The sequence below is a fragment of the Streptomyces sp. A 4/2 genome (assembly GCF_940670765.1).
Taxonomy (GTDB): Bacteria; Actinomycetota; Actinomycetes; order Streptomycetales; family Streptomycetaceae; genus Streptomyces.
The window spans coordinates 165,114-183,543 of record NZ_CALNVW010000051.1 but is presented as its reverse complement, the minus strand read 5'-3'; the positions used below and the strand labels follow the sequence as shown (position 1 = coordinate 183,543).

Genomic DNA, 18,430 nt, shown 5'->3' with positions numbered 1-18,430 from the left:
CCGACGACACCCGCGCCAACCGGGCCAGCTCCCGCGCCGACCTGGGCAACGACGTCCCGGCCTCCGCCCGTGGCGGCGCCGCGCTCAACGCCGCCAAGACCCAGATAGGCAAGCCCTATCAGTACACGGCCACCGGCATGGCCTCGTGGGACTGCTCGGGGCTGACGCAGTGGGCGTACGCGCAGGCCAACGTCTCCCTCCCGCGCGTCTCCCAGGCCCAGGCCAACGCCGGTCAGCGGATCTACTCGCAGAGCGCGCTCAAGCCCGGCGACCTGGTCCTGTTCTACGGCGACCTGCACCACATCGGCCTGTACGCGGGCAACGGCATGGTGCTGCACGCACCGCACACCGGTGCCAACGTCCGGTACGAGGCCATGGGCAACATGCCCTTCCAGTTCGGCGTCCGCATCGGCTGACCCGGACCGGCTCCGTACGGAGAAGGGCGGGGGCAGCGCCCCCGCCCGGGTCAGCGCGCCGCGTGCGGCAGGCCGTCCCTCTCCAGCAGCCGCCCGGTCGGTTCGGTCAGCACCCCCTCCGACGCGATCCGCACCCCCCGCAGCCATGTCGACCGCACCACACCGTGCAGCGTCCTGCCCGCGTACGCCGTGACCTGGTTCCGGTGGAACAGCTCGGCCGGGTCCACGGTGAACGTCTCATCCGGTGCGAGCACCGCGAAGTCCGCGTCACGCCCCGCCTCGATCGCGCCCTTGCGCGTGAGTCCGGCGAGCTCGGCGGGGGCGGTCGACATCCAGCGGACGACGTCCTCGATCGAGTGACCGCGCCCGCGCGCCGCCGTCCAGATCGCCGGGAGCCCCAGCTGGAGCGAGGAGATACCGCCCCAGGCCTGGGCGAAGTCGGGGGTCTTCAGGTCCGTGGTGCAGGGCGAGTGGTCGGAGACGATGCAGTCGATCGTCCCGTCGGCCAGCCCGGCCCACAGCGCGTCCTGGTTGGCGGCCTCACGGATCGGCGGGCAGCACTTGAACTCCGTTGCCCCGTCCGGGACTTCCTCGGCGGTCAGGGTGAGGAAGTGCGGACAGGACTCGACGGTGACGCGGATGCCCTCGCGCTTGGCGGCGGCGATCAGCGGCAGCGCGTCGCTCGACGAGAGATGCAGTACGTGGACCCGCGCGTCCAGCCGCCGGGCCAGGGCGATGAGACCCTCGATGGCCGCGTTCTCGGCGGCGCGCGGCCGGGAGGCGAGGAAGTCGGCGTAGGCCGGGCCACCGCGCTGCGGGGCGTCGGACAGCTGGTGCGGGTCCTCGGCGTGCACGATCAGCAGGCCGCCGAGTCCGGCGATCTCGGCCAGGGAGCGGGCGAGCTGTTCCTGGTCGAGCTCGGGGAACTCCTCGACCCCGGAGGGCGACAGGAAACACTTGAAGCCGAAGACCCCCGCGTCGTGCAGCGGACGCAGATCCTTGACGTTGGAGGGGATCGCACCGCCCCAGAAGCCGACGTCGATGTGCGCCTTGGACCGCGCCACGTCCTGCTTGGTCCGCAGATGCGCGGCGGTCGTGGTCGGCGGGAGCGAGTTGAGCGGCATGTCGAGGAGCGTGGTGATCCCACCGGCCGCCGCCGCCCGGGTCGCCGTCCAGAACCCTTCCCACTCGGTGCGGCCGGGGTCGTTCACATGGACGTGGGTGTCGACGAGGCCCGGGAGCAGGACGTCGTCCCCGAAGTCCGTCAGCCGGGCCCCGGCCGGCACCTCGGCGTCGTACGGCAGCACCGCCTCGATCCTCCCGGCGGCGACGGCCACCGATGCGGCGCGCGTCCCCTGGGGGGTGATGACGCGCGTCGAGCGCAGTACCAGTTCGGTGTTGGACACCAGGGCCCCTCTTTCCATACAGCGAAATTCACGTTCCGTTGACGGAGTCTTCGCTGTGCGCCGGGACTCGTCAAGACCGAGCCGACCGCTTGGAGGTTTCCACAAAGCAAAAGTTAGATTTCACCCTCCGGAATGTACGTCCTGTGGTGCCGAGGTCCGCGGATCGTACCGCCCGGCCCGCTGATCTCGGACAAAGGGGGCCTGACCGGCCACTACGTCCGTACCACCGGCGAGGTGGCACCGGGCGGAGCCCGGTAGGCTGGCGCCTTGCCCCGCCCGCCTCGAAAGGACCGCCGCCGTGCCGCAGTCCCACGCCAGTGCCGACGACACCAAGACCGCAGCACCGAGCGGCGGCGTGCAGTCCCTGGAGCGCGCCTTCGACCTGCTGGAGCGGATGGCGGACGCCGGTGGAGAGGTCGGGCTCAGCGAGCTCTCGGCCACCAGCGGCCTGCCGCTGCCCACGATCCACCGGCTGATGCGCACCCTGGTCGCCTGCGGCTACGTACGCCAGCAGCCCAACCGCCGTTACGCGCTGGGCCCCCGGCTGATCCGGCTCGGCGAGTCGTCGGCCCGGCTGCTCGGAACCTGGGCGCGGCCGTACCTGGCACGGCTCGTCGAGGAGACCGGCGAGACGGCGAACATGGCGCTGCTCGACGGGGACGAGGTCGTGTACGTCGCCCAGGTGCCTTCGAAGCACTCGATGCGGATGTTCACCGAGGTGGGACGGCGGGTCCTGCCGCACTCCACCGGCGTGGGCAAGGCGCTGCTCGCGCACACCCCGCCGGCCGAGGTCAGGGCGCTGCTGGCCCGGACCGGCATGCCGGCCGCCACCGAGAAGACGATCACCACGCCCGAGGGATTCCTGGAGGCGCTCGACGTCGTACGCCGGGCCGGGTACGCGGTCGACGACAACGAGCAGGAGATCGGGGTCCGCTGCCTCGCGGTCTCCGTCCCCAACTCCCCCACTGCTGCCGCCATTTCGATCTCGGGACCGGCGGGGCGGGTCACCGAGGAAGCCACCGAGAAGATCGTGCCGATCCTCCAGGGCATCGCCCAGGAACTCTCCGCCACGCTGGCGACCGCGGGACCCCAGCAGGCCTGACCGGCGCCGCGGGAGTACGGCGGCGCCGGTCAGGCCTGCTGGGTGTGCGCCCGGCCGTCAGCCGACGGGCACGGTCAGCCGGCCGTCGGCCATCGTCACCGTCCGGTCCATCCGGTCCAGATGTGCCCGGTCGTGAGTGACCAGCACCGTCGCGGTCCCGCGCGCCCTGGTGAGGGTGACCAGCAGGTCGAGCACCGCCCCGCCCCGCTCGTGGTCGAGCGCGCTCGTCGGCTCGTCGACCAGCAGGACGGACGGCTCGTTCATCAGAGCTCGGGCGATGTTCACCCGCTGGCGCTGTCCGCCCGAGAGCTGGTGCGGGCGGCGGCCCGCCTGGTCGGCCAGGCCCACCGCGTCCAGCAGTTCCGCCGCCCGGTCGCGTACCTGGGAGGCCGGGCGCCCCGAGAGGTGCGCCATCACCTGGAGCTGTTCCAGCGCGGTCAGCGACGGGAGCAGATTGGGCTGCTGGAAGACGATGCCGATGCGTTCGCGCCGCAGCGCGGCCTTCTCGGCGCGTCCCAGCGCGGCCGTGTCCAGGCCGTCGACGGTCACCCGGCCCCGTTCCGGCGTCACCAGGGTCGCCGCCACGGCCAGCAGGCTGGACTTGCCGGATCCCGAGGGCCCGACCACCGCGGTGAGCGAACCGGAGGGGACATCGAGCGAGACCGAGTCCAGCGCGACCACGCGCCCGTCCCCGTCCGGGTAGGTCAGCGTCACGTCGTCAAGAGTGAGAGTCATCGGGCGCTCCCGAGGGCGGTGAGGGGGTCGACGGCGGTGATCCGCCGGATGGAAAGGGCCGCGCCGAGCACACCGAGGGCGACTATGACGGCGGCGGGGACCAGGATCGTCAGCGGATCGAGGACGAAGGGGACGCCGTCGGGGACGACGGCGCCGAACCCGGCGGCGACGGCCGTTCCCAGCAGGGTCCCGGCCACCAGCATCAGGACCGCCTGCCCGAGCGCGTCGCGCAGCAGGTACGGGGTGGAGGCCCCCAGCGCCTTCAGTACCGCGATGTCGCCGCTGCGCTGGATCGTCCAGACCGTGAAGAACGCCCCTATCACCATGGCCGAGATGACGAAGAGGAAGCCGCGCATCAGCTGGAGCGAGCCGTTCTCCGCCTGGTAGGAGGGGAGCGCGCTCAGCGAACCGTCCAGGGTGAGGGTCTTCGTTCCGGCCGCCCGGTCGCCCGCCGCGAGGTCCGCGCCGTCGGTGGTCAGCGCCACCACCGTGGCCTTGGTGTGCGCACCGAGGGAGGTCCAGACGACGGGGGTGTGGCTGTACGAGTCGTCCCCGGCGACCGCCGTCACCTTCAGGTCGCGCCCGGCCAGCGAGACCGTGTCGCCCGCCGCCGCGCCCAGATCCTTGGCCGCGCCCTTCGACAGCACCGCGCCGTGCGGGCCGGGCGCCACAGGTGCCAGGCCGGAGTCGGGCCGTACCGCGAACTCGGAGACCGCGGCCGTGTGCCCGCCCGCTTCGGCGTTGCCGGTGCCGATGGCCACCGGCTGCGCGCTCTTCACCCCCGGCCGCGCGGCCCACGTCTGCCAGGCGCTCTCCGGCAGCTGGGAACCGGTGAAGGAGGCCGACTGCCCCGAGGGCGGAGCGGCGAAGGCGAGGTGGTCGGCGGACAGCCCGGTGACGGCCGAGGTGTTGTCCCTGGCCAGCCCGGCGGTGAGTCCGGACAGCAGTCCGACCAGCAGGGTGATGAGCACGATGACCGTGCCCATCAGGGCGAACCGGCCCCGGGCGAATCTCAGATCTCTCCATGCGACGAACATGGGATCAACCCTGCTGGCAGTAGGGGTCCGCGGGCATCGCGCCACGGTTGGCTCCTCGCGTATCGAAAGACGGAGCCGGGCATCAAACTTTCGGTTGAGTGCGTTCCTGGACGATCCGCCTACGCTGGCAGGACCATGGATGCCCGCTCCCTCACCCCTGCCCCGGTAGTCCTGCGCGTCTGCCTCCACCTGCTGGTGGCCGGCCTGCTGGCGCTCGCCGCTGTGCGCGCAATCGCCGATCACGCGGCGAACGCGCCCGCGGTGGTGGTGGCCGCCGCGGTCATGGGTGCGGTCTACGCGGCGGGCACGGTGTGGCCGTCCGTCCAGACCTCCCGCCGGGCGGCGGCCGTCTGGCTCGGTCTGCTGGGCCTGGCCTGGCTGGCGCTGCTGGTGGTCTCCCCGGACGGGCTGTGGACCGCGTTCCCGCTCTACTTCCTCCAGTTGCATCTGCTGCCGGTGCGCTGGTCGGTTCCGGCTGTCGTGGTCACCGCGGGCGCGGCGATCGCTTCGTACGTGGGCCACAGCGGGGCGATGAACCCGGGCGCCTTCATCGGACCGCTGCTGGGAGCGGCGGTCGCCGTGGCCACCGTCCTCGGCTATCAGATGCTCTACCGGGAGAGCGAGAACCGCCGGCAGCTGATCGAGGAGCTGATCGCGACCCGCGCCGAGCTCGCCGACGCCGAACGGGCCGCGGGCACGCTCGCCGAGCGCGAGCGGCTCGCCCGCGAGATCCATGACACGCTCGCGCAGGGCCTCTCGTCGATCCAACTGCTGCTGCGCGCCGCCGGGCGCACCCTGCCCGCGGACGCCCCGGCATCGGCCCATATCGAGCAGGCCCGCCAGGCGGCGCAGGACAACCTCGCCGAGGCCCGCCGGTTCGTACGGGAGCTGTCGCCGCCCGCCCTGGCGCACGGTTCGCTCGCCGCCGCGCTGGACCGGCTCTGTGCGGGCAGTCCCGGGCCGCGGGTCCGTTTCTCCACCAGCGGCACACCGGTCGCGCTGCCCACCCCGTACGAGGTGGCCCTGTTGCGCATCGCCCAGTCGGCGCTCGCCAACACCGTCCGGCACGCGGGGGCGTCCCGCGCCGAGATCACCCTGAGTTTCATGGACACCGCGGTCGCACTGGACGTCGTCGACGACGGTTCCGGCTTCGACCCGCTGCACGCCACATCCGACGAGGGCGGATTCGGGCTGCCCGCGATGCGCTCGCGCGCCGAGTCGCTCGGCGGTACCTTCGCCGTCGAGTCCACACCGGGCCAGGGCACAGCCGTCGCGGTCACCCTGCCGCTGCCCGTCGCCGAAGGGGCGTCCGCATGACGATCCGACTCCTGCTGGCCGACGACCACCCGGTGGTACGGGCGGGGCTGCGGGCCGTACTCGACACCGAACCGGACTTCCAGGTGGTGGCGGAGGCGTCGACGGCCGAACAGGCGGTCGCGCTGGCCGCTTCGGGGGACTTCGACGTCGTTCTCATGGACCTCCAGTTCGGACCGGGGATGCACGGATCGGCGGCGACGGCGGCCATCGTCGCCGTCGAAGGCGCGCCCCGGGTCCTGGTACTGACGACGTACGACACGGAGGCCGACATCCTGGCCGCGGTGGAGGCGGGAGCCAGCGGCTACCTGCTGAAGGACGCACCGCCCGAGGAACTGGCCGCGGCGGTACGGACGGCGGCGGCGGGCCGCTCGGCGCTGGCGCCCGCAGTCGCGCACCGGCTGATGGACCGGATGCGCACCCCGGGCGAGTCCCTCACCCGCCGGGAGCTGGAGGTCCTCCAACTGGTCGGGGACGGCCTGTCCAACCAGCAGATCAGCAAGCAGCTCTTCCTCAGCCAGGCGACCGTGAAGTCCCATCTGGTGCACATCTACGCGAAGTTGGGCGTGGACTCCCGGACCTCCGCGGTCGCGGCGGCCTCCGCGCGACGGCTCATCCGGCGGGCAGGTGGCTCAGCACATTGACCACCTTGCCGTTCGGATCGCGTACGAAGAACCGTCGGACGCCCCACTCCTCGTTCTGCAAGGGGTGCACGATCTCGGCGCCGGCGGCGACCAGGGCCGCGTGGACCGCGTCCACGTCGTCCACCTCGACCGACAGGTCGGGCCGGACCGCGGCGGACGCGTCCCGGGTGGTGAACGTGACCTGCGCGGTGGGGTTGGTGGTGGAGACCAGCGTCATCACCCAGCCCTGGTTCATGGCTTCCCGGAGTCCGATGAGGCCGTAGAAGTCCCGGCTCGCCGCCATGTCGTCGGTGGGGATGTCGGGCACCACCCGGCGCACCGGCATCAGGACGTGCCGCCGAAGAGTTCCACCGCGTTCCGTACTTCCGAGAGCGAGACCACCAGCGCGCTGACCGAGCCGATCGCCCCCGCGACCAGCAGCAGCGACCGGCGCAGCGGCAGGATCTCCGGTACGCCGCTCTGCGCCATCTCGTCCAGGACCGCCAGTTCGTCCTCGGCGATCGCCCGGTCCGGGAACCGGGCCGGGTGAGCGGCCAGTTCACGGCGGAGGCGGGAGATCGAGGAACGCAGCTCCGTCACCCGCGGATCCTCGCCGCTGCTCGTCACACACCTCTGGCCCACACTTCGCAACAAAGCTCTCCCCCTCGCACCACGCCGTGCTGGTCTTTCCCCGCACCGGTTCGACCCGTGCGGTGCTGGTCGGACACCGTGGGTCGCGGGCCAGTTAACGCCACCGCGCCTCGTTCTCGCCACTCGACGGCCGGAATTCAGCCGGACGAGCGGATGTCCATGAGGTATCCAGTCCCCATGACGGAGGGAACGGAATGACGGGTACGGCGAAATGAACAGGTGCGGGGAAATGGCGGGTGCGGGGAAATGACACGTGACACGGAAGGCCAGGAGCCGGTGGTGGCCGGGCTGCTGCTCGCGGCGGGCGGCGGGCGGCGCCTGGGCGGGCGCCCCAAGGCCCTGCTGGAACACCGCGGCCGGCCGCTGGTCGAGCACGCGGTCCGGGTGCTGCGGGAGGGCGGCTGTGGTCCGGTCCATGTGGTATTGGGTGCCGCGTCGGCCGACGTACGGGAACGGGCCGATCTGTCCGGATGCGTCGTCACCGACAACCCCCGGTGGGAGGAGGGCATGGGCTCGTCGCTGCGTTCCGGTCTGGCGTCGCTCGCCGGATCGGGTGCGGACGCGGCGCTCGTCCTGCTGGTGGACCAGCCGGGGATCGGCGCGGCGGCGGTGGCCCGGGTACGCGCCGCCTGCCGGTCGTCGGCCGGTCTCGCGGCGGCTTCGTACGGAGGCGAACGCGGCCATCCGGTGATCTTCGGGGCGGACCGCTGGGCGGACGTCGCGGCGACCGCGGTGGGCGACCGCGGGGCCCGCGCGTACCTCCGGGCGCACCGGGAGGCGATCACGCTCGTGGAGTGTTCCGATGTGTCCCAGGCGTACGACATCGACACCGTCGACGACCTGTTCCACTTGGAGTGACCGCTCTGGCACCCAGCGACAACTTCTGTCGATCCGGAGAATCTCGATGTCAACATAGCGTTGAACTTCCACCATGAGGAAACTAGTATCCACACGTCAGAAGCGCCCTGGACCCCACAGGGCGCCTGCGACCGCATTCCGGCGCCGTGGCACCCCGTGCCGTTTTCCGAGCCCGGCGGCCGTCAGGCACCACCCGCTGAAGGAGTGACCGCTCATGTCCGCACCAGCGCCGTCCCCGCTGGCCATCGTCGATGCCGAGCCCCTGCCCCGGCAGGACGAGGTCCTCACCGATGCGGCCCTGGCCTTCGTGGCCGAGCTGCACCGGCGGTTCACCCCCCGCCGTGACGAGTTGCTCGCCCGTCGCGGGGAGCGCCGCGCCGAGATCGCCCGTACGTCCTCGCTCGATTTCCTCACCGAAACCGCGAGTGTCCGTAACGACGACAGCTGGAAGGTCGCGCCGGCCCCGGCCGCGCTGAACGACCGCCGCGTCGAGATCACCGGCCCGACGGACCGCAAGATGACCATCAACGCCCTCAACTCGGGCGCGAAGGTCTGGCTCGCCGACTTCGAGGACGCGTCCGCCCCCACCTGGGAGAACGTCGTCACCGGCCAGCTCAATCTGATCGACGCCTACGAGCGGAAGATCGACTTCACCGACCCGGGGACCGGCAAGGCGTACGCCCTGAAGCCCGCCGACGAGCTCGCGACCGCCGTGGTCCGTCCGCGCGGCTGGCACCTCGACGAGCGGCACCTCCAGCTGGACGGCCGTGCGGTTCCCGGCGCTCTGGTCGACTTCGGCCTGTACTTCTTCCACAACGCCCAGCGCCTCATCGAGCTCGGCAAGGGCCCGTACTTCTACCTCCCGAAGACCGAGTCGTACCTGGAGGCGCGCCTCTGGAACGAGATCTTCGTCTTCGCGCAGGACTACGTCGGCATCCCGCAGGGCACCGTCCGCGCGACCGTGCTCATCGAGACGATCACGGCCGCGTACGAGATGGACGAGATCCTCTACGAGCTGCGCGACCACGCCTCCGGGCTGAACGCGGGCCGCTGGGACTACCTCTTCTCCATCGTCAAGAACTTCCGTGACGGCGGCAGCAAGTTCGTCCTGCCGGACCGCAACCTCGTGACGATGACCGCCCCGTTCATGCGCGCCTACACCGAACTCCTGGTGCGGACCTGCCACAAGCGCGGCGCGCACGCCATCGGCGGCATGGCGGCCTTCATCCCCTCCCGGCGCGACGCCGAGGTCAACAAGGTCGCCTTCGAGAAGGTCAAGGCCGACAAGGACCGCGAGGCGGGCGACGGCTTCGACGGCTCCTGGGTCGCCCACCCCGACCTGGTGCCGATCGCCATGGAGTCGTTCGACGCGGTGCTCGGCGAGAAGCCGAACCAGAAGGAACGGCTGCGCGAGGACGTCGCGGTCGCGCCCGGTGACCTCATCGCCGTCGACTCGCTGGACGCCCGTCCCACGTACGAGGGACTGGTCAACGCCGTGCAGGTCGGCATCCGTTACATCGAGGCCTGGCTGCGCGGCCTGGGCGCCGTCGCCATCTTCAACCTGATGGAGGACGCGGCGACCGCCGAGATCTCCCGCTCGCAGATCTGGCAGTGGATCAACGCGGACGTGGTCTTCGAGAACGGCGAGCGGGCCACCGCCGAGCTGGCCCGGAGGATCGCCGCGGAGGAACTGGCCGCGATCCGCGCCGAGACCGGAGACGAGGCGTTCGCGGCAGGCAAGTGGCAGCAGGCCCACGACCTGCTCCTCCAGGTCTCGCTGGACGAGGACTACGCGGACTTCCTGACGCTGCCCGCGTACGAGCAGCTGCGCTGACGCGGTCGCCCGGTCCTGAACTCCGCCCCCGGCGCCGCGCTGCGCCGGGGGCGGAGCAGCGCCGGGGGCGGAGCAGCGCCGGTCCTACTTCAGCCCGGTGTCGAGTGCCCCCATCAGCGTCCCCTGCGGGGTGTCGCCGGACATCTCCCAGATCATGACGCCCAGCAGGCCCTTGTCCTTCACATAGGCCGTCTTCTTGCCGATGGACCAGGTGTCGTCGAAGGACCACCACTGGTTTCCGGTGTACCCGTAGGTGGACACCGACTGTTCGTCGTGGTGGATCGTCATCGTCGGAAAGGCGCCGATCAGGTTGGCGTAGCCGCGGGTTCCCGCCTCCTCCGCGAACTGTCCCGGCGCGGCGCCGCCCGCCGACTGCCATTCACCGTTCGCCCCGCCGTCGGTGACGTTCTGCCAGCCACGGCCGTAGAACGGGATCCCGACGGTCAGCTTTCTCGGCTCGACGCCCGCGTCGGTGTACGCCTTGACGGCCGCGTCCACGCTGAAGTGGAAGCCGTACGGGTCGCCGTCGTCCGCGTAGAGGTTGGCCTGGTCGCCGGTGCGGTCCGGTTCCCAGGAGTTGTCGCTGCCCGAGCCGTGGAAGTCGTACCCCTGGACGTTGGCCACATCGAGGGAGTCGAAGACCTTGGTCAGGTCCCAGCCGTCGCTGATCTTCTGCGGGTCGGCCGGGGTGAACGCGGTGAGCAGCCGGTGTCGGCCGCCCAACGCGTCCATCTGCTTGCGGAATTCGGCGAGGAGCAGCGTCAGGTTGCCCTTGTCGTCGGCGGACCAGTGGTTGCCGGGGTGTCCGGTGTCGGTGCCCGGCCACTCCCAGTCGATGTCGAAGCCGTCGAAGATCCCGGCGGCGGTGCCGGGGCCGCCCGCGCCCGAGTACTCGGGCAGGTTGCCCTTGATGTACATGTCGATGCACGAGGAGACGAACTTCTGCCGGGACGCCTCGGTGGCGGCCACGTCGGAGAAGTACTTCGAGTAGGTCCAGCCGCCGAGCGAGACCAGGATCTTCAGGTCCGGGTGGAGGGCCTTGAGCTTCTTCAACTGGTTGAAGTTGCCGCGCAGTTTGCCCCAGCCGTCGTCGGCGACGCCGTCCACGGACTGGGCGGCGCTCATCGGACGGGCGTAGTCGGCGTCCGCGTCACCGGCTCCGGTCCCCTGGTCAGGATCCTCGGGGTCGGCCGTGGTGCCCTTCGTGACGCCGTTCATACAGGTGAGGTTGGTGGGATCGATGTTCTCGAAGGAGTAGTTGAGGACGTTCAGCTTCGAGGCCGCACCGGAGTCCTGGAGATTCTTGACGAAGTACTGCCTGCCGTAGATGCCCCACTGGACGAAGTATCCGACCTTGGCGTATTTGCCGCTGCCGACGATGTCGTCGGTCTTCACGGTGAGCGTGTTGCTCGCCGGTGAGGCGTTGTCCGCCGGGTCACGGGCCTTGACGGTGAAGGTGTACGACGTCGAGGGCGACAGTCCGCCGACGGTCGCCGTGGTGGTGGTTCCCGAGACCGTCGTGGCGAGCGCGGAGCCACGGTAGATGTCGTACGCGGCGACGCGCTGGTTGTCCGTCGCGGCGGTCCAGGCCAGGGTGACGCTGCTGGAGTCGACGCCGGTGGAGTGCAGGGCCCCGGGCGCCGTCGGCGGGGACGTGTCACTCGCCGGATCCACGGTGGTCACCGCCAGCGGCGGGCTCTGGGCCGAGACATTGCCGCGGGTGTCCTTGGCCCGGACGGTGAAGGAGTACGCGGTGGCGGGGGTCAGCCCGGTGACGGTGCCGCTGGTCGCGGCGGTGGCGCTGCCCACGACGGTGCCGCCCGCGAGGATGTCGTACGAGGCGACGGGGAAGTCCCCCGCCGCGGACGCCGTCCAGGAGAGCGTCGCGGTGTGGGCGGTCACGTCCGTCTGCTTGAGTCCGCCGGGCGCGGTCGGCGGTGCGTCCGCCGAGCCGTCGCACTTGTCACCGTTGATCCGGCAGCCGTCCGGTGCGGTGATCGGGCCGGTGGCGACGAACCAGAAGCTGTACGGCTCGGTGGTGCTGTGCGCCGCGACGGTGCCGTTGTAGGCGGCGTTGACGGCGGTGATGTGACTGCCCTGGGTGGTGACCGTCCCGTTGTACGAGGAGCTGATGGCCACTCCGGAGGGCAGGTCGAATTCCAGGGACCAGCCGGTCACGGCGGTGTCGCCGTCGTTGTGCAGGATGTAGGTCCCTTTCCACCAGGGCCCGTTGTCCGCGCTGGTGAAGGTGGCCGTCAGCTTGCCGGCCGCGTGGGCGGGCGTCGCCTGGAGGGACAGCAGCGCGAGTAGGAGTCCGAGAACGGCGATCAGGGATGTCGCCGTTCTGCGTCTGAATGATCCGAACGATCTGTGCTCGACCATGGTTCTCCCTTGAGGCAGGGACCGCAGGCGCGGTCCTCAGGGGGGAGCGAATGTCCTTGGTGCCATGGAGCACAGTGGAAGTTAGGTGGTCTGGACCAGTTCGTCAAGAGGTACAGACCACCTAGGTACAGACCAATACCGCCCGGCGGCCGGGGCCGTCCGGATGGGACGCGCCGGGCATGACCGTCCGGCCGGGCCGCGGCTCGCGCGGGAGAGTGGTTCACCCGCGGACGGGTGGTTCGCTGACCGATGAGTTCTCGGCGGCGCGCCAGTCTGAGGCGTGTGAATACCTACGATCTCGGCCCCGCCGCCCGCTCCGTGGCAGACCTCCTCGACGCCATCGACGACACGCAGCTGTCCGGCCCCACTCCGTGCCCCGACTACTCCGTCGGGGAGCTCCTGGCCCATGTCGTCGGACTGACCGCGGCCTTCCGCGCCGCGGCGGAGAAGGACTTCGGGCCGGCCACCGACACCGCCCCCGGCACGACGAAACCCGTACTCGAAGCGGACTGGCGGACCGTACTTCCCAGGCAGCTCGACGAGGTCGCCGCCGCCTGGCGCACCCCGGAGTCGCGCGAAGGACAGACCAGGGCGGGGGCGGTCGACCTGCCCGCGGAGGTGGCCGGGCAGGTCGCCCTCAACGAACTGGTCGTGCACGGCTGGGACCTGGCCCGTGCGACCGGACAGCCGTACGCCGTGGACGACGCGAGCCTTCAGGTGTCGTACGGGCTGCTGAAGATGATGAACCAGGGCGGACAGACAGACATCTTCGGCCCGGCGGTCGCGGTTCCCGAAGGGGCTCCGTTCATCGACCGGGTGATCGGTTCCAGCGGACGCAGCCCGGAGTGGCGGCCGTAGGGACGCAACGAAACAGGACGCCCCGCGCCGTACCCGGTGCAGGGCGTCCTGTTTCGTTTCGGGAGACGCGCTCGGCGCTCACCGTTCTCCGCGTGTGAGGCCGGACGTGCCGGCCGGACGTGCCATCTGGTCGCGTCAGCCGGTCGTGTCAGCCGACTCCCGGCCGGTCGTCAGCTGGTGAAGAACTCGCTGACCGCCGCCGAGAACTGCCCCGGCTCCAGCTCGTGCACCCGGTGACCGACCGGGATCGTGATCATCCGGGAGTCCGGGATCTTCGCGGCCATGTCGGGGATCCGGTCCTGCGGCATGGAGCTGTCCGGGCCGCCGGTCACGAGCAGGGTCGGTGCCACGATCTCGTCGAGCCGTTCGGCCCACTCCGGTTCGGGATCCCGGACCTGGCTCTTGATGGCGGGCACGGCGTTCCAGTCGTAGTCGACCGGCGCGTCCGGGTGGACGGGCTCGGGCCTTTCGCTGGGGAACGGCGGCGGGGTCTCCTCCAGTACGAGCCGCTCCACCCGGTCCGGATGCTCCTGGGCGAGCAGATACGCGACGACGCCGCCCATGGAGTGCCCGACGACCCCGACCCGGTCCAGGTCCAGCTCGTTCAGGAAGCCGAACACATCGTCCCGCATCAGTTCGAACGAGTACTCGTCCGGCCAGTCGCTCTCACCATGTCCGCGCAGGTCAAGGGCGTACACCCGCCACTCCTCGCCGAGCGCCTGCCCGGTCGCCTCCCAGGTCGCGGAGGAACCGCCGAGACCGTGCAGCAGCACCACCGGCGCCCCGAAGGGGTCGCCCCAGGTCCGGTAGGCCAGCCGTACGTCGCCGACATCGACTACAGAGTGATCGTCCATACCGAAGACGCTACAGCGCCCGGGGCCCTGCCTCCGCCGCGGTGCGCCGCCGGGGCTCCGGCCACCCCGGCGAGACAGGGTCGGACAAAATGCACCACCACAGCCACCCTCGTAGGGTTGATCAACGATCAAGGTCAGCCCTGCCCATACCGCATTCGCTCAACTCCTTTCTCCCCAAGGGGTGTACGACCCCCCGGACAGCTGATAGGAAAGCTTCCTAACAGAACACCTGAAGGACGAACTCCCCTTGGAGGACTGGTGAACGCCCCCCACCGCACCACCCCTGGACGCCGCAAGAGGATCATCACCCGCACGGTGCTCGGCCTGGCCCTGGTGGCCGTACCCGCCACCGCGTACGCCGCCAACGCGCCTGCGCCGCAGACGAGTTCGCATCAGGTGGCCGCTGCGGCGACCGGACTCGACGACCCGGCGAAGAAGGAAATCGCCATGAAGCTGGTCTCCAGCGCGGAGAACTCCTCGCTGGACTGGAAGGCCCAGTACAAGTACATCGAGGACATCGGTGACGGTCGCGGCTACACCGCGGGCATCATCGGCTTCTGTTCCGGCACCGGGGACATGCTGGACCTGGTGACGCTGTACACGAACCGCGAGCCCGGCAACCCGCTCGCCAAGTACCTCCCCGCACTCAAGAAGGTCAACGGCTCCGACTCGCACTCGGGTCTCGGCTCGGCCTTCGAGAGCGCCTGGAAGACCGCGGCCAAGGACACGGTCTTCCAGACCGCGCAGAACGACGAGCGCGACCGCGTCTACTTCGACCCGGCCGTCAAGCAGGGCAAGGCGGACGGCATCGGAACCCTCGGCCAGTTCGCCTACTACGACGCGATCGTCATGCACGGTGACGGTGACGACAAGACCAGCTTCAGCTCCATCCGCAAGAGGGCTCTCGCCAAGGCCAAGACCCCGGCCCAGGGCGGCAACGAGACCACCTACCTCAACGCCTTCCTCGACGCCCGGGTCTGGGCGATGCAGCAGGAGGAGGCCCACAGCGACACCAGCCGCGTCGACACCGAGCAGCGCGTCTTCCTGAAGAACGGCAACCTCGGCCTGAACCCGCCGCTCAGCTGGAAGGTCTACGGGGACCCGTACACCATCAACTGATCAGCGGTCCGGCACACGGAAACGGCGCGTACAGCACCTCAGCGGTGCGGTACGCGCCGTATCTGTCCCGCCGGGGTCAGTGGATCGCGGCTGCCGCCTCCGGCACGGCCTGCTGCTCCGGCTCCTCCACGCTCTTCCCCGCACCCAGATGGTTGAAGGCCAGGTTCAGCACGATGGCCACCACACATCCGGTGGAGATGCCCGAGTCGAGCACCACCAGAACGTCCTTCGGGAAGGCCTGGTAGAAGTCCGGCGCCGCTATCGGGATCAGCCCGATGCCGAGGGCGGTCGCCACGATCAGGGCGTTCTCCCCCTTCTCCATGGCCGCGCTCGCCAGCGTCTGCACCCCGCTCGCCGCGACCGAGCCGAAGAGCACGACCCCGGCGCCGCCCAGCACCGGCAGCGGTACGAGGGCGATCGCCGACGCGGCCATCGGACAGAGGCCGAGCAGGATCAGGATCCCGCCGCCGGTGGCGACGACGTAGCGGCTGCGCACCTTGGTCATCGCGACCAGGCCGATGTTCTGCGCGAAGGCGCTCGCCATGAAGCCGTTGAAGAACTGGCTGACCAGGCTGCCGATGGTGTCGGCGCGCAGCCCGCCCTCGATGGTCCGCTCGTCGGCGGGACGGCCGACGATCTTGCCGAGCGCCAGCATGTCCGCGGTCGACTCGGTCATACAGACCAGCATCACGATGCACATCGAGACGATCGCGGAGACCTCGAACTGCGGGGCGCCGAAGTGGAAGGGCGTCGGGAACCCGATCGGGTCGGCGTCGCGCATCGCGTCGAAGCTGGTCATGCCCATCGGTATCGCGATGACCGTCCCGATCACCAGGCCGAGCAGGATGGCTATCTGCTGGAAGAAGCCGCGGAGCAGTTTCCGCAGGGCCAGCACGATGACCAGGGTGAGGGCGGCCATCCCTATGTTCTTCATCGAGCCGTAGTCCGCCGCTCCCTGGGTGCCCTGGGCCCATCCGAAGGCGACCGGCAGCAGCGAGACCCCTATGAGGGTGATGACGGTACCGGTGACGACGGGCGGGAAGAAGCGGACCAGCTTGCTGAAGTACGGGGCGAGCAGGAACCCCAGCACGCTCGCGACGATGATCGCGCCGAGGATGACCGCGATGCCGTCGTGTCCCCGGCCCTTGCCGATGGCGATCATCGGCGTGACACCGGCAAACGAGACACCGTTGACGAACGGCAGCCGGGCGCCGACCCGCCAGAACCCGAGGGTCTGGAGCAGGGTCGCGATACCCGCGGTGAACAGACTCGCCCCGACGAGGAAGGCGGTCTCCTTGGCGCTGAGCCCCACGGCGGGGCCCACGATCATCGGCGGGGCGACAACTCCCGCGTACATGGCGGCCACATGCTGGAGGCCGCTGGTGAACATCCTGACGGGCGGAAGGACTTCGTCGACCGGATGCTTCACGGAGGTCTCAGGCCCTCCGGACGGTTCCGCGTCGACGGATACGGCTGCTGCATCATTGCGAAACCTGGGCTCGGCGGCCACGACGGCTCCTCCGGTCGGGTACACGTCGTCGGTGACGTGGGTGTCAGGGAGGTGGTGCGGAGTGCAGGTGCGGCTGCGGGTGAAGGTGGGGATCGGAGCCCGGACGGTACGGAGAGGAGGTTCCGGGTCGGTTCCAGGACGGTTCCGGGTAGGTCACCGCACCGGAGGGCGCATGCACTCTGGGCACACACCCCCCGGTCACGGCTGCCGTGAACCCCGCTCGGGCTCACGGCCGCCGGCCGGGGACCGTCCTCCCCGGCCGGAGCTCGTACGGGCTCAGTCCTGCGCGGCGATCCGCGCGAGGCGCTGCGCCTCGACCCGCGTGGCGCGGGCGATGGCGTCTTCGTCCACCGTGGTCAGGTGGCTGTCCTCGACGACGGTGAGGCCGTTCACGAGGGAGAGGGCGACGGGGGCGGCGGCGCCGAAGACGAGCGCGGTCACCGGGTCGGAGATCGAGGCGTGGGCCAGCGTGTCCATCTTCCAGAGCACCAGGTCGGCCAGTTTTCCGGGCTCCAGGGAGCCGATCTCTGCTGCACGGCCCAGGACTTGGGCTCCCCCGTACGTACCGAGGCGCAGGGCCTGACGGGCGTTCAGGGCCGCTTCGCGGTGGGTGCCGAGGCGGTTGATGAGCAGGGCGTTGCGCAACTCGGTGTGGAGTTCGCCGGACTCGTTGGACGCGGTGCCGTCGACCCCGAGGCCGACCGGGACGCCCGCCCCGAGCATGTCGGGGACCCGGGCGATGCCGGCAGCGAGGCGGGCGTTGGAGGACGGGCAGTGCGCGACACCGGTACCGGTACGGGCGAAGGCGGCGATGTCGGAGTCGTTCATGTGGACGCAGTGCGCCATCCACACATCGCTGCCGAGCCAGCCGGTCGACTCGAAGTAGTCGGTCGGGCCCATCCCGAACAGTTCCTTGCAGAACTGCTCCTCCTCGACGGTCTCACTGCCGTGGGTGTGCAGCCGCAGACCCTTGCGGCGAGCCAACTCGGCGCCTTGTCGCATGAGTTCGGTGGACACCGAGAAGGGTGAGCACGGCGCGACGGCGACCTGGGTCATCGCGTCGAACGAGGCGTCGTGGTACCGGTCGACGGTCTCCTCGGTGCCGGCGAGCGCGCCTTCCAGGGTCTCGACGGCGAAGTCCGGGGGCAGCCCGCCGTCCTTCTGGCTGCGGTCCATGGAGCCGCGGGCGAGGGTGAAGCGCACACCGGTCTCGGCGGCGGCCCCGATGATCGCACCCGACAGGTCGCCGGCGCCCTGCGGGTAGACGTAGTGGTGGTCCATCGCGGTGGTGACACCGCCGCGCGCCATCATGGCGAGGGAGCCCTGCGCGGCCGTGCGCGCCATCTGCTCGTCGATGCGCGCCCACGTCGGGTACAGCGCGACGAGCCAGTTGAACAGGTTGTGGTCGGTGGCCAGCCCACGGGTGATCCACTGGTAGAAGTGGTGATGGGTGTTGACCAGTCCCGGGGTGACCAGATGGCCGGTGCCGTCGATCCGGCGTACGACGTCGGTGAGCCCTTCGGGCGCCCTGCCGGACCCGAGGGACTCGATGCGGTTCCCCGCGACCACGACATGGCCCGATGCGTACTCGGTGTCGTGGGCGTCGACCGTCGCGATGGCTACGTTCTCGATGACCGTGCGCGCGGCTGCCGTTGGTGCCATGAGGATTCCTTCTCTCGCAGTGGCGAAGGGCACGGCAGGACCCAGGAGGATTTGAGTGCCGCAGCCGCG

At 70.4% G+C, this 18,430-nt stretch carries 17 protein-coding genes; 8 read left to right on the top strand and 9 right to left on the bottom strand.

The genetic code is table 11. The features are described 5' to 3' along the window. The coding region (locus NBY69_RS34265; RefSeq protein ID WP_250306013.1) for a C40 family peptidase at positions 1-416 on the top strand (416 nt) is incomplete at its 5' end. 50 nt (positions 417-466) lie between these two features. Here NBY69_RS34265 and allB read toward each other — a convergent pair. Next, on the bottom strand, positions 467-1,822 hold the full coding sequence (gene allB / locus NBY69_RS34260; RefSeq protein ID WP_250306012.1) for an allantoinase AllB: 1,356 nt from the start codon (positions 1,820-1,822) through the stop codon (positions 467-469). A 298-nt stretch (positions 1,823-2,120) separates the two neighbouring features. Here allB and NBY69_RS34255 point away from each other — a divergent pair, with 298 nt between their 5' ends. Further along, entirely contained in the window at positions 2,121-2,924 is an 804-nt protein-coding gene (locus tag NBY69_RS34255) for an IclR family transcriptional regulator (RefSeq protein ID WP_250306010.1), read from the top strand. Positions 2,925-2,981: 57 nt separating this feature from the next. Here the strand turns inward: NBY69_RS34255 and NBY69_RS34250 are convergent, their stop codons facing one another. Both NBY69_RS34250 and NBY69_RS34245 read right to left on the bottom strand, forming a co-directional pair. Beyond that, positions 2,982-3,659, bottom strand: coding sequence for an ABC transporter ATP-binding protein (locus NBY69_RS34250; RefSeq protein WP_250306009.1), 678 nt, complete (start codon positions 3,657-3,659; stop codon positions 2,982-2,984). After that, entirely contained in the window at positions 3,656-4,696 is a 1,041-nt protein-coding gene (locus tag NBY69_RS34245) for an ABC transporter permease (RefSeq protein ID WP_250306007.1), read from the bottom strand. Before NBY69_RS34245 ends, NBY69_RS34250 begins: the two co-directional genes overlap by 4 nt. A 135-nt stretch (positions 4,697-4,831) precedes the next feature. On the opposite strand from NBY69_RS34245, the gene NBY69_RS34240 reads away from it, so the two are divergent. Together NBY69_RS34240 and NBY69_RS34235 are read left to right on the top strand one after the other, a co-directional pair. Then, positions 4,832-6,013, top strand: coding sequence for a sensor histidine kinase (locus tag NBY69_RS34240; protein WP_250306006.1), 1,182 nt, complete (start codon positions 4,832-4,834; stop codon positions 6,011-6,013). Further along, the gene (locus NBY69_RS34235; protein ID WP_250306004.1) at positions 6,010-6,654 is read left to right on the top strand and encodes a response regulator transcription factor; all 645 of its coding nucleotides are present in this window, start codon (positions 6,010-6,012) and stop codon (positions 6,652-6,654) included. The genes NBY69_RS34240 and NBY69_RS34235 overlap by 4 nt, the downstream gene beginning before the upstream one ends. Here the strand turns inward: NBY69_RS34235 and NBY69_RS34230 are convergent. Continuing rightward, positions 6,623-6,979, bottom strand: a complete 357-nt coding sequence (locus tag NBY69_RS34230) for a VOC family protein (protein WP_250306002.1) — start codon at positions 6,977-6,979, stop codon at positions 6,623-6,625. The two genes, NBY69_RS34235 and NBY69_RS34230, sit on opposite strands and share 32 nt — an antisense overlap. Then, complete coding sequence (locus NBY69_RS34225) at positions 6,979-7,287, bottom strand: DUF5955 family protein (protein ID WP_250306001.1); 309 nt, start codon at positions 7,285-7,287, stop codon at positions 6,979-6,981. The genes NBY69_RS34230 and NBY69_RS34225 overlap by 1 nt, the downstream gene beginning before the upstream one ends. Positions 7,288-7,530: 243 nt before the next feature. Between NBY69_RS34225 and NBY69_RS34220 the strand changes: the two genes are divergently transcribed. Then, positions 7,531-8,142, top strand: coding sequence for an NTP transferase domain-containing protein (locus NBY69_RS34220; RefSeq protein WP_250306000.1), 612 nt, complete (start codon positions 7,531-7,533; stop codon positions 8,140-8,142). 214 nt (positions 8,143-8,356) lie between these two features. After that, positions 8,357-9,976, top strand: coding sequence for a malate synthase A (gene aceB / locus NBY69_RS34215; protein WP_250305999.1), 1,620 nt, complete (start codon positions 8,357-8,359; stop codon positions 9,974-9,976). An 84-nt stretch (positions 9,977-10,060) separates the two neighbouring features. On the opposite strand, the gene NBY69_RS34210 is transcribed toward aceB, so the two are convergent. Further along, positions 10,061-12,358: a glycosyl hydrolase family 18 protein gene (locus NBY69_RS34210; protein ID WP_250305998.1), complete on the bottom strand. Its 2,298-nt coding sequence runs from the start codon at positions 12,356-12,358 to the stop codon at positions 10,061-10,063. 249 nt (positions 12,359-12,607) lie between these two features. Here NBY69_RS34210 and NBY69_RS34205 point away from each other — a divergent pair, with 249 nt between their 5' ends. After that, complete coding sequence (locus NBY69_RS34205; protein ID WP_250305993.1) at positions 12,608-13,216, top strand: TIGR03086 family metal-binding protein; 609 nt, start codon at positions 12,608-12,610, stop codon at positions 13,214-13,216. A gap of 170 nt (positions 13,217-13,386) precedes the next feature. On the opposite strand, the gene NBY69_RS34200 is transcribed toward NBY69_RS34205, so the two are convergent. Then, positions 13,387-14,070 (bottom strand): alpha/beta fold hydrolase, encoded by a 684-nt coding sequence (locus NBY69_RS34200; protein ID WP_250305992.1) that lies wholly within the window; start codon positions 14,068-14,070, stop codon positions 13,387-13,389. 258 nt (positions 14,071-14,328) lie between these two features. On the opposite strand from NBY69_RS34200, the gene NBY69_RS34195 reads away from it, so the two are divergent. Then, positions 14,329-15,189, top strand: a complete 861-nt coding sequence (locus NBY69_RS34195) for a chitosanase (RefSeq protein ID WP_250305991.1) — start codon at positions 14,329-14,331, stop codon at positions 15,187-15,189. Positions 15,190-15,265: 76 nt separating this feature from the next. Here NBY69_RS34195 and NBY69_RS34190 read toward each other — a convergent pair whose 3' ends face one another. Beyond that, the gene (locus NBY69_RS34190; protein ID WP_250305990.1) at positions 15,266-16,699 is read right to left on the bottom strand and encodes a nucleobase:cation symporter-2 family protein; all 1,434 of its coding nucleotides are present in this window, start codon (positions 16,697-16,699) and stop codon (positions 15,266-15,268) included. A gap of 276 nt (positions 16,700-16,975) precedes the next feature. Then, positions 16,976-18,361, bottom strand: a complete 1,386-nt coding sequence (locus tag NBY69_RS34185; protein WP_250305989.1) for an 8-oxoguanine deaminase — start codon at positions 18,359-18,361, stop codon at positions 16,976-16,978. Between the last annotated feature and the right edge of the window lie 69 nt (positions 18,362-18,430).

Coding starts and splice junctions, on each gene's coding strand:
- NBY69_RS34250 (WP_250306009.1), bottom strand. CDS start 3,659: ATGACTCTCACTCTTGACGACGTGACGCTGACCTACCCGGACGGGGAC.
- NBY69_RS34245 (WP_250306007.1), bottom strand. CDS start 4,696: ATGTTCGTCGCATGGAGAGATCTGAGATTCGCCCGGGGCCGGTTCGCC.
- NBY69_RS34240 (WP_250306006.1), top strand. CDS start 4,832: ATGGATGCCCGCTCCCTCACCCCTGCCCCGGTAGTCCTGCGCGTCTGC.
- NBY69_RS34235 (WP_250306004.1), top strand. CDS start 6,010: ATGACGATCCGACTCCTGCTGGCCGACGACCACCCGGTGGTACGGGCG.
- NBY69_RS34230 (WP_250306002.1), bottom strand. CDS start 6,979: ATGCCGGTGCGCCGGGTGGTGCCCGACATCCCCACCGACGACATGGCG.
- NBY69_RS34220 (WP_250306000.1), top strand. CDS start 7,531: ATGACACGTGACACGGAAGGCCAGGAGCCGGTGGTGGCCGGGCTGCTG.
- aceB (WP_250305999.1), top strand. CDS start 8,357: ATGTCCGCACCAGCGCCGTCCCCGCTGGCCATCGTCGATGCCGAGCCC.
- NBY69_RS34210 (WP_250305998.1), bottom strand. CDS start 12,358: ATGGTCGAGCACAGATCGTTCGGATCATTCAGACGCAGAACGGCGACA.
- NBY69_RS34205 (WP_250305993.1), top strand. CDS start 12,608: ATGAGTTCTCGGCGGCGCGCCAGTCTGAGGCGTGTGAATACCTACGAT.
- NBY69_RS34200 (WP_250305992.1), bottom strand. CDS start 14,070: ATGGACGATCACTCTGTAGTCGATGTCGGCGACGTACGGCTGGCCTAC.
- NBY69_RS34185 (WP_250305989.1), bottom strand. CDS start 18,361: ATGGCACCAACGGCAGCCGCGCGCACGGTCATCGAGAACGTAGCCATC.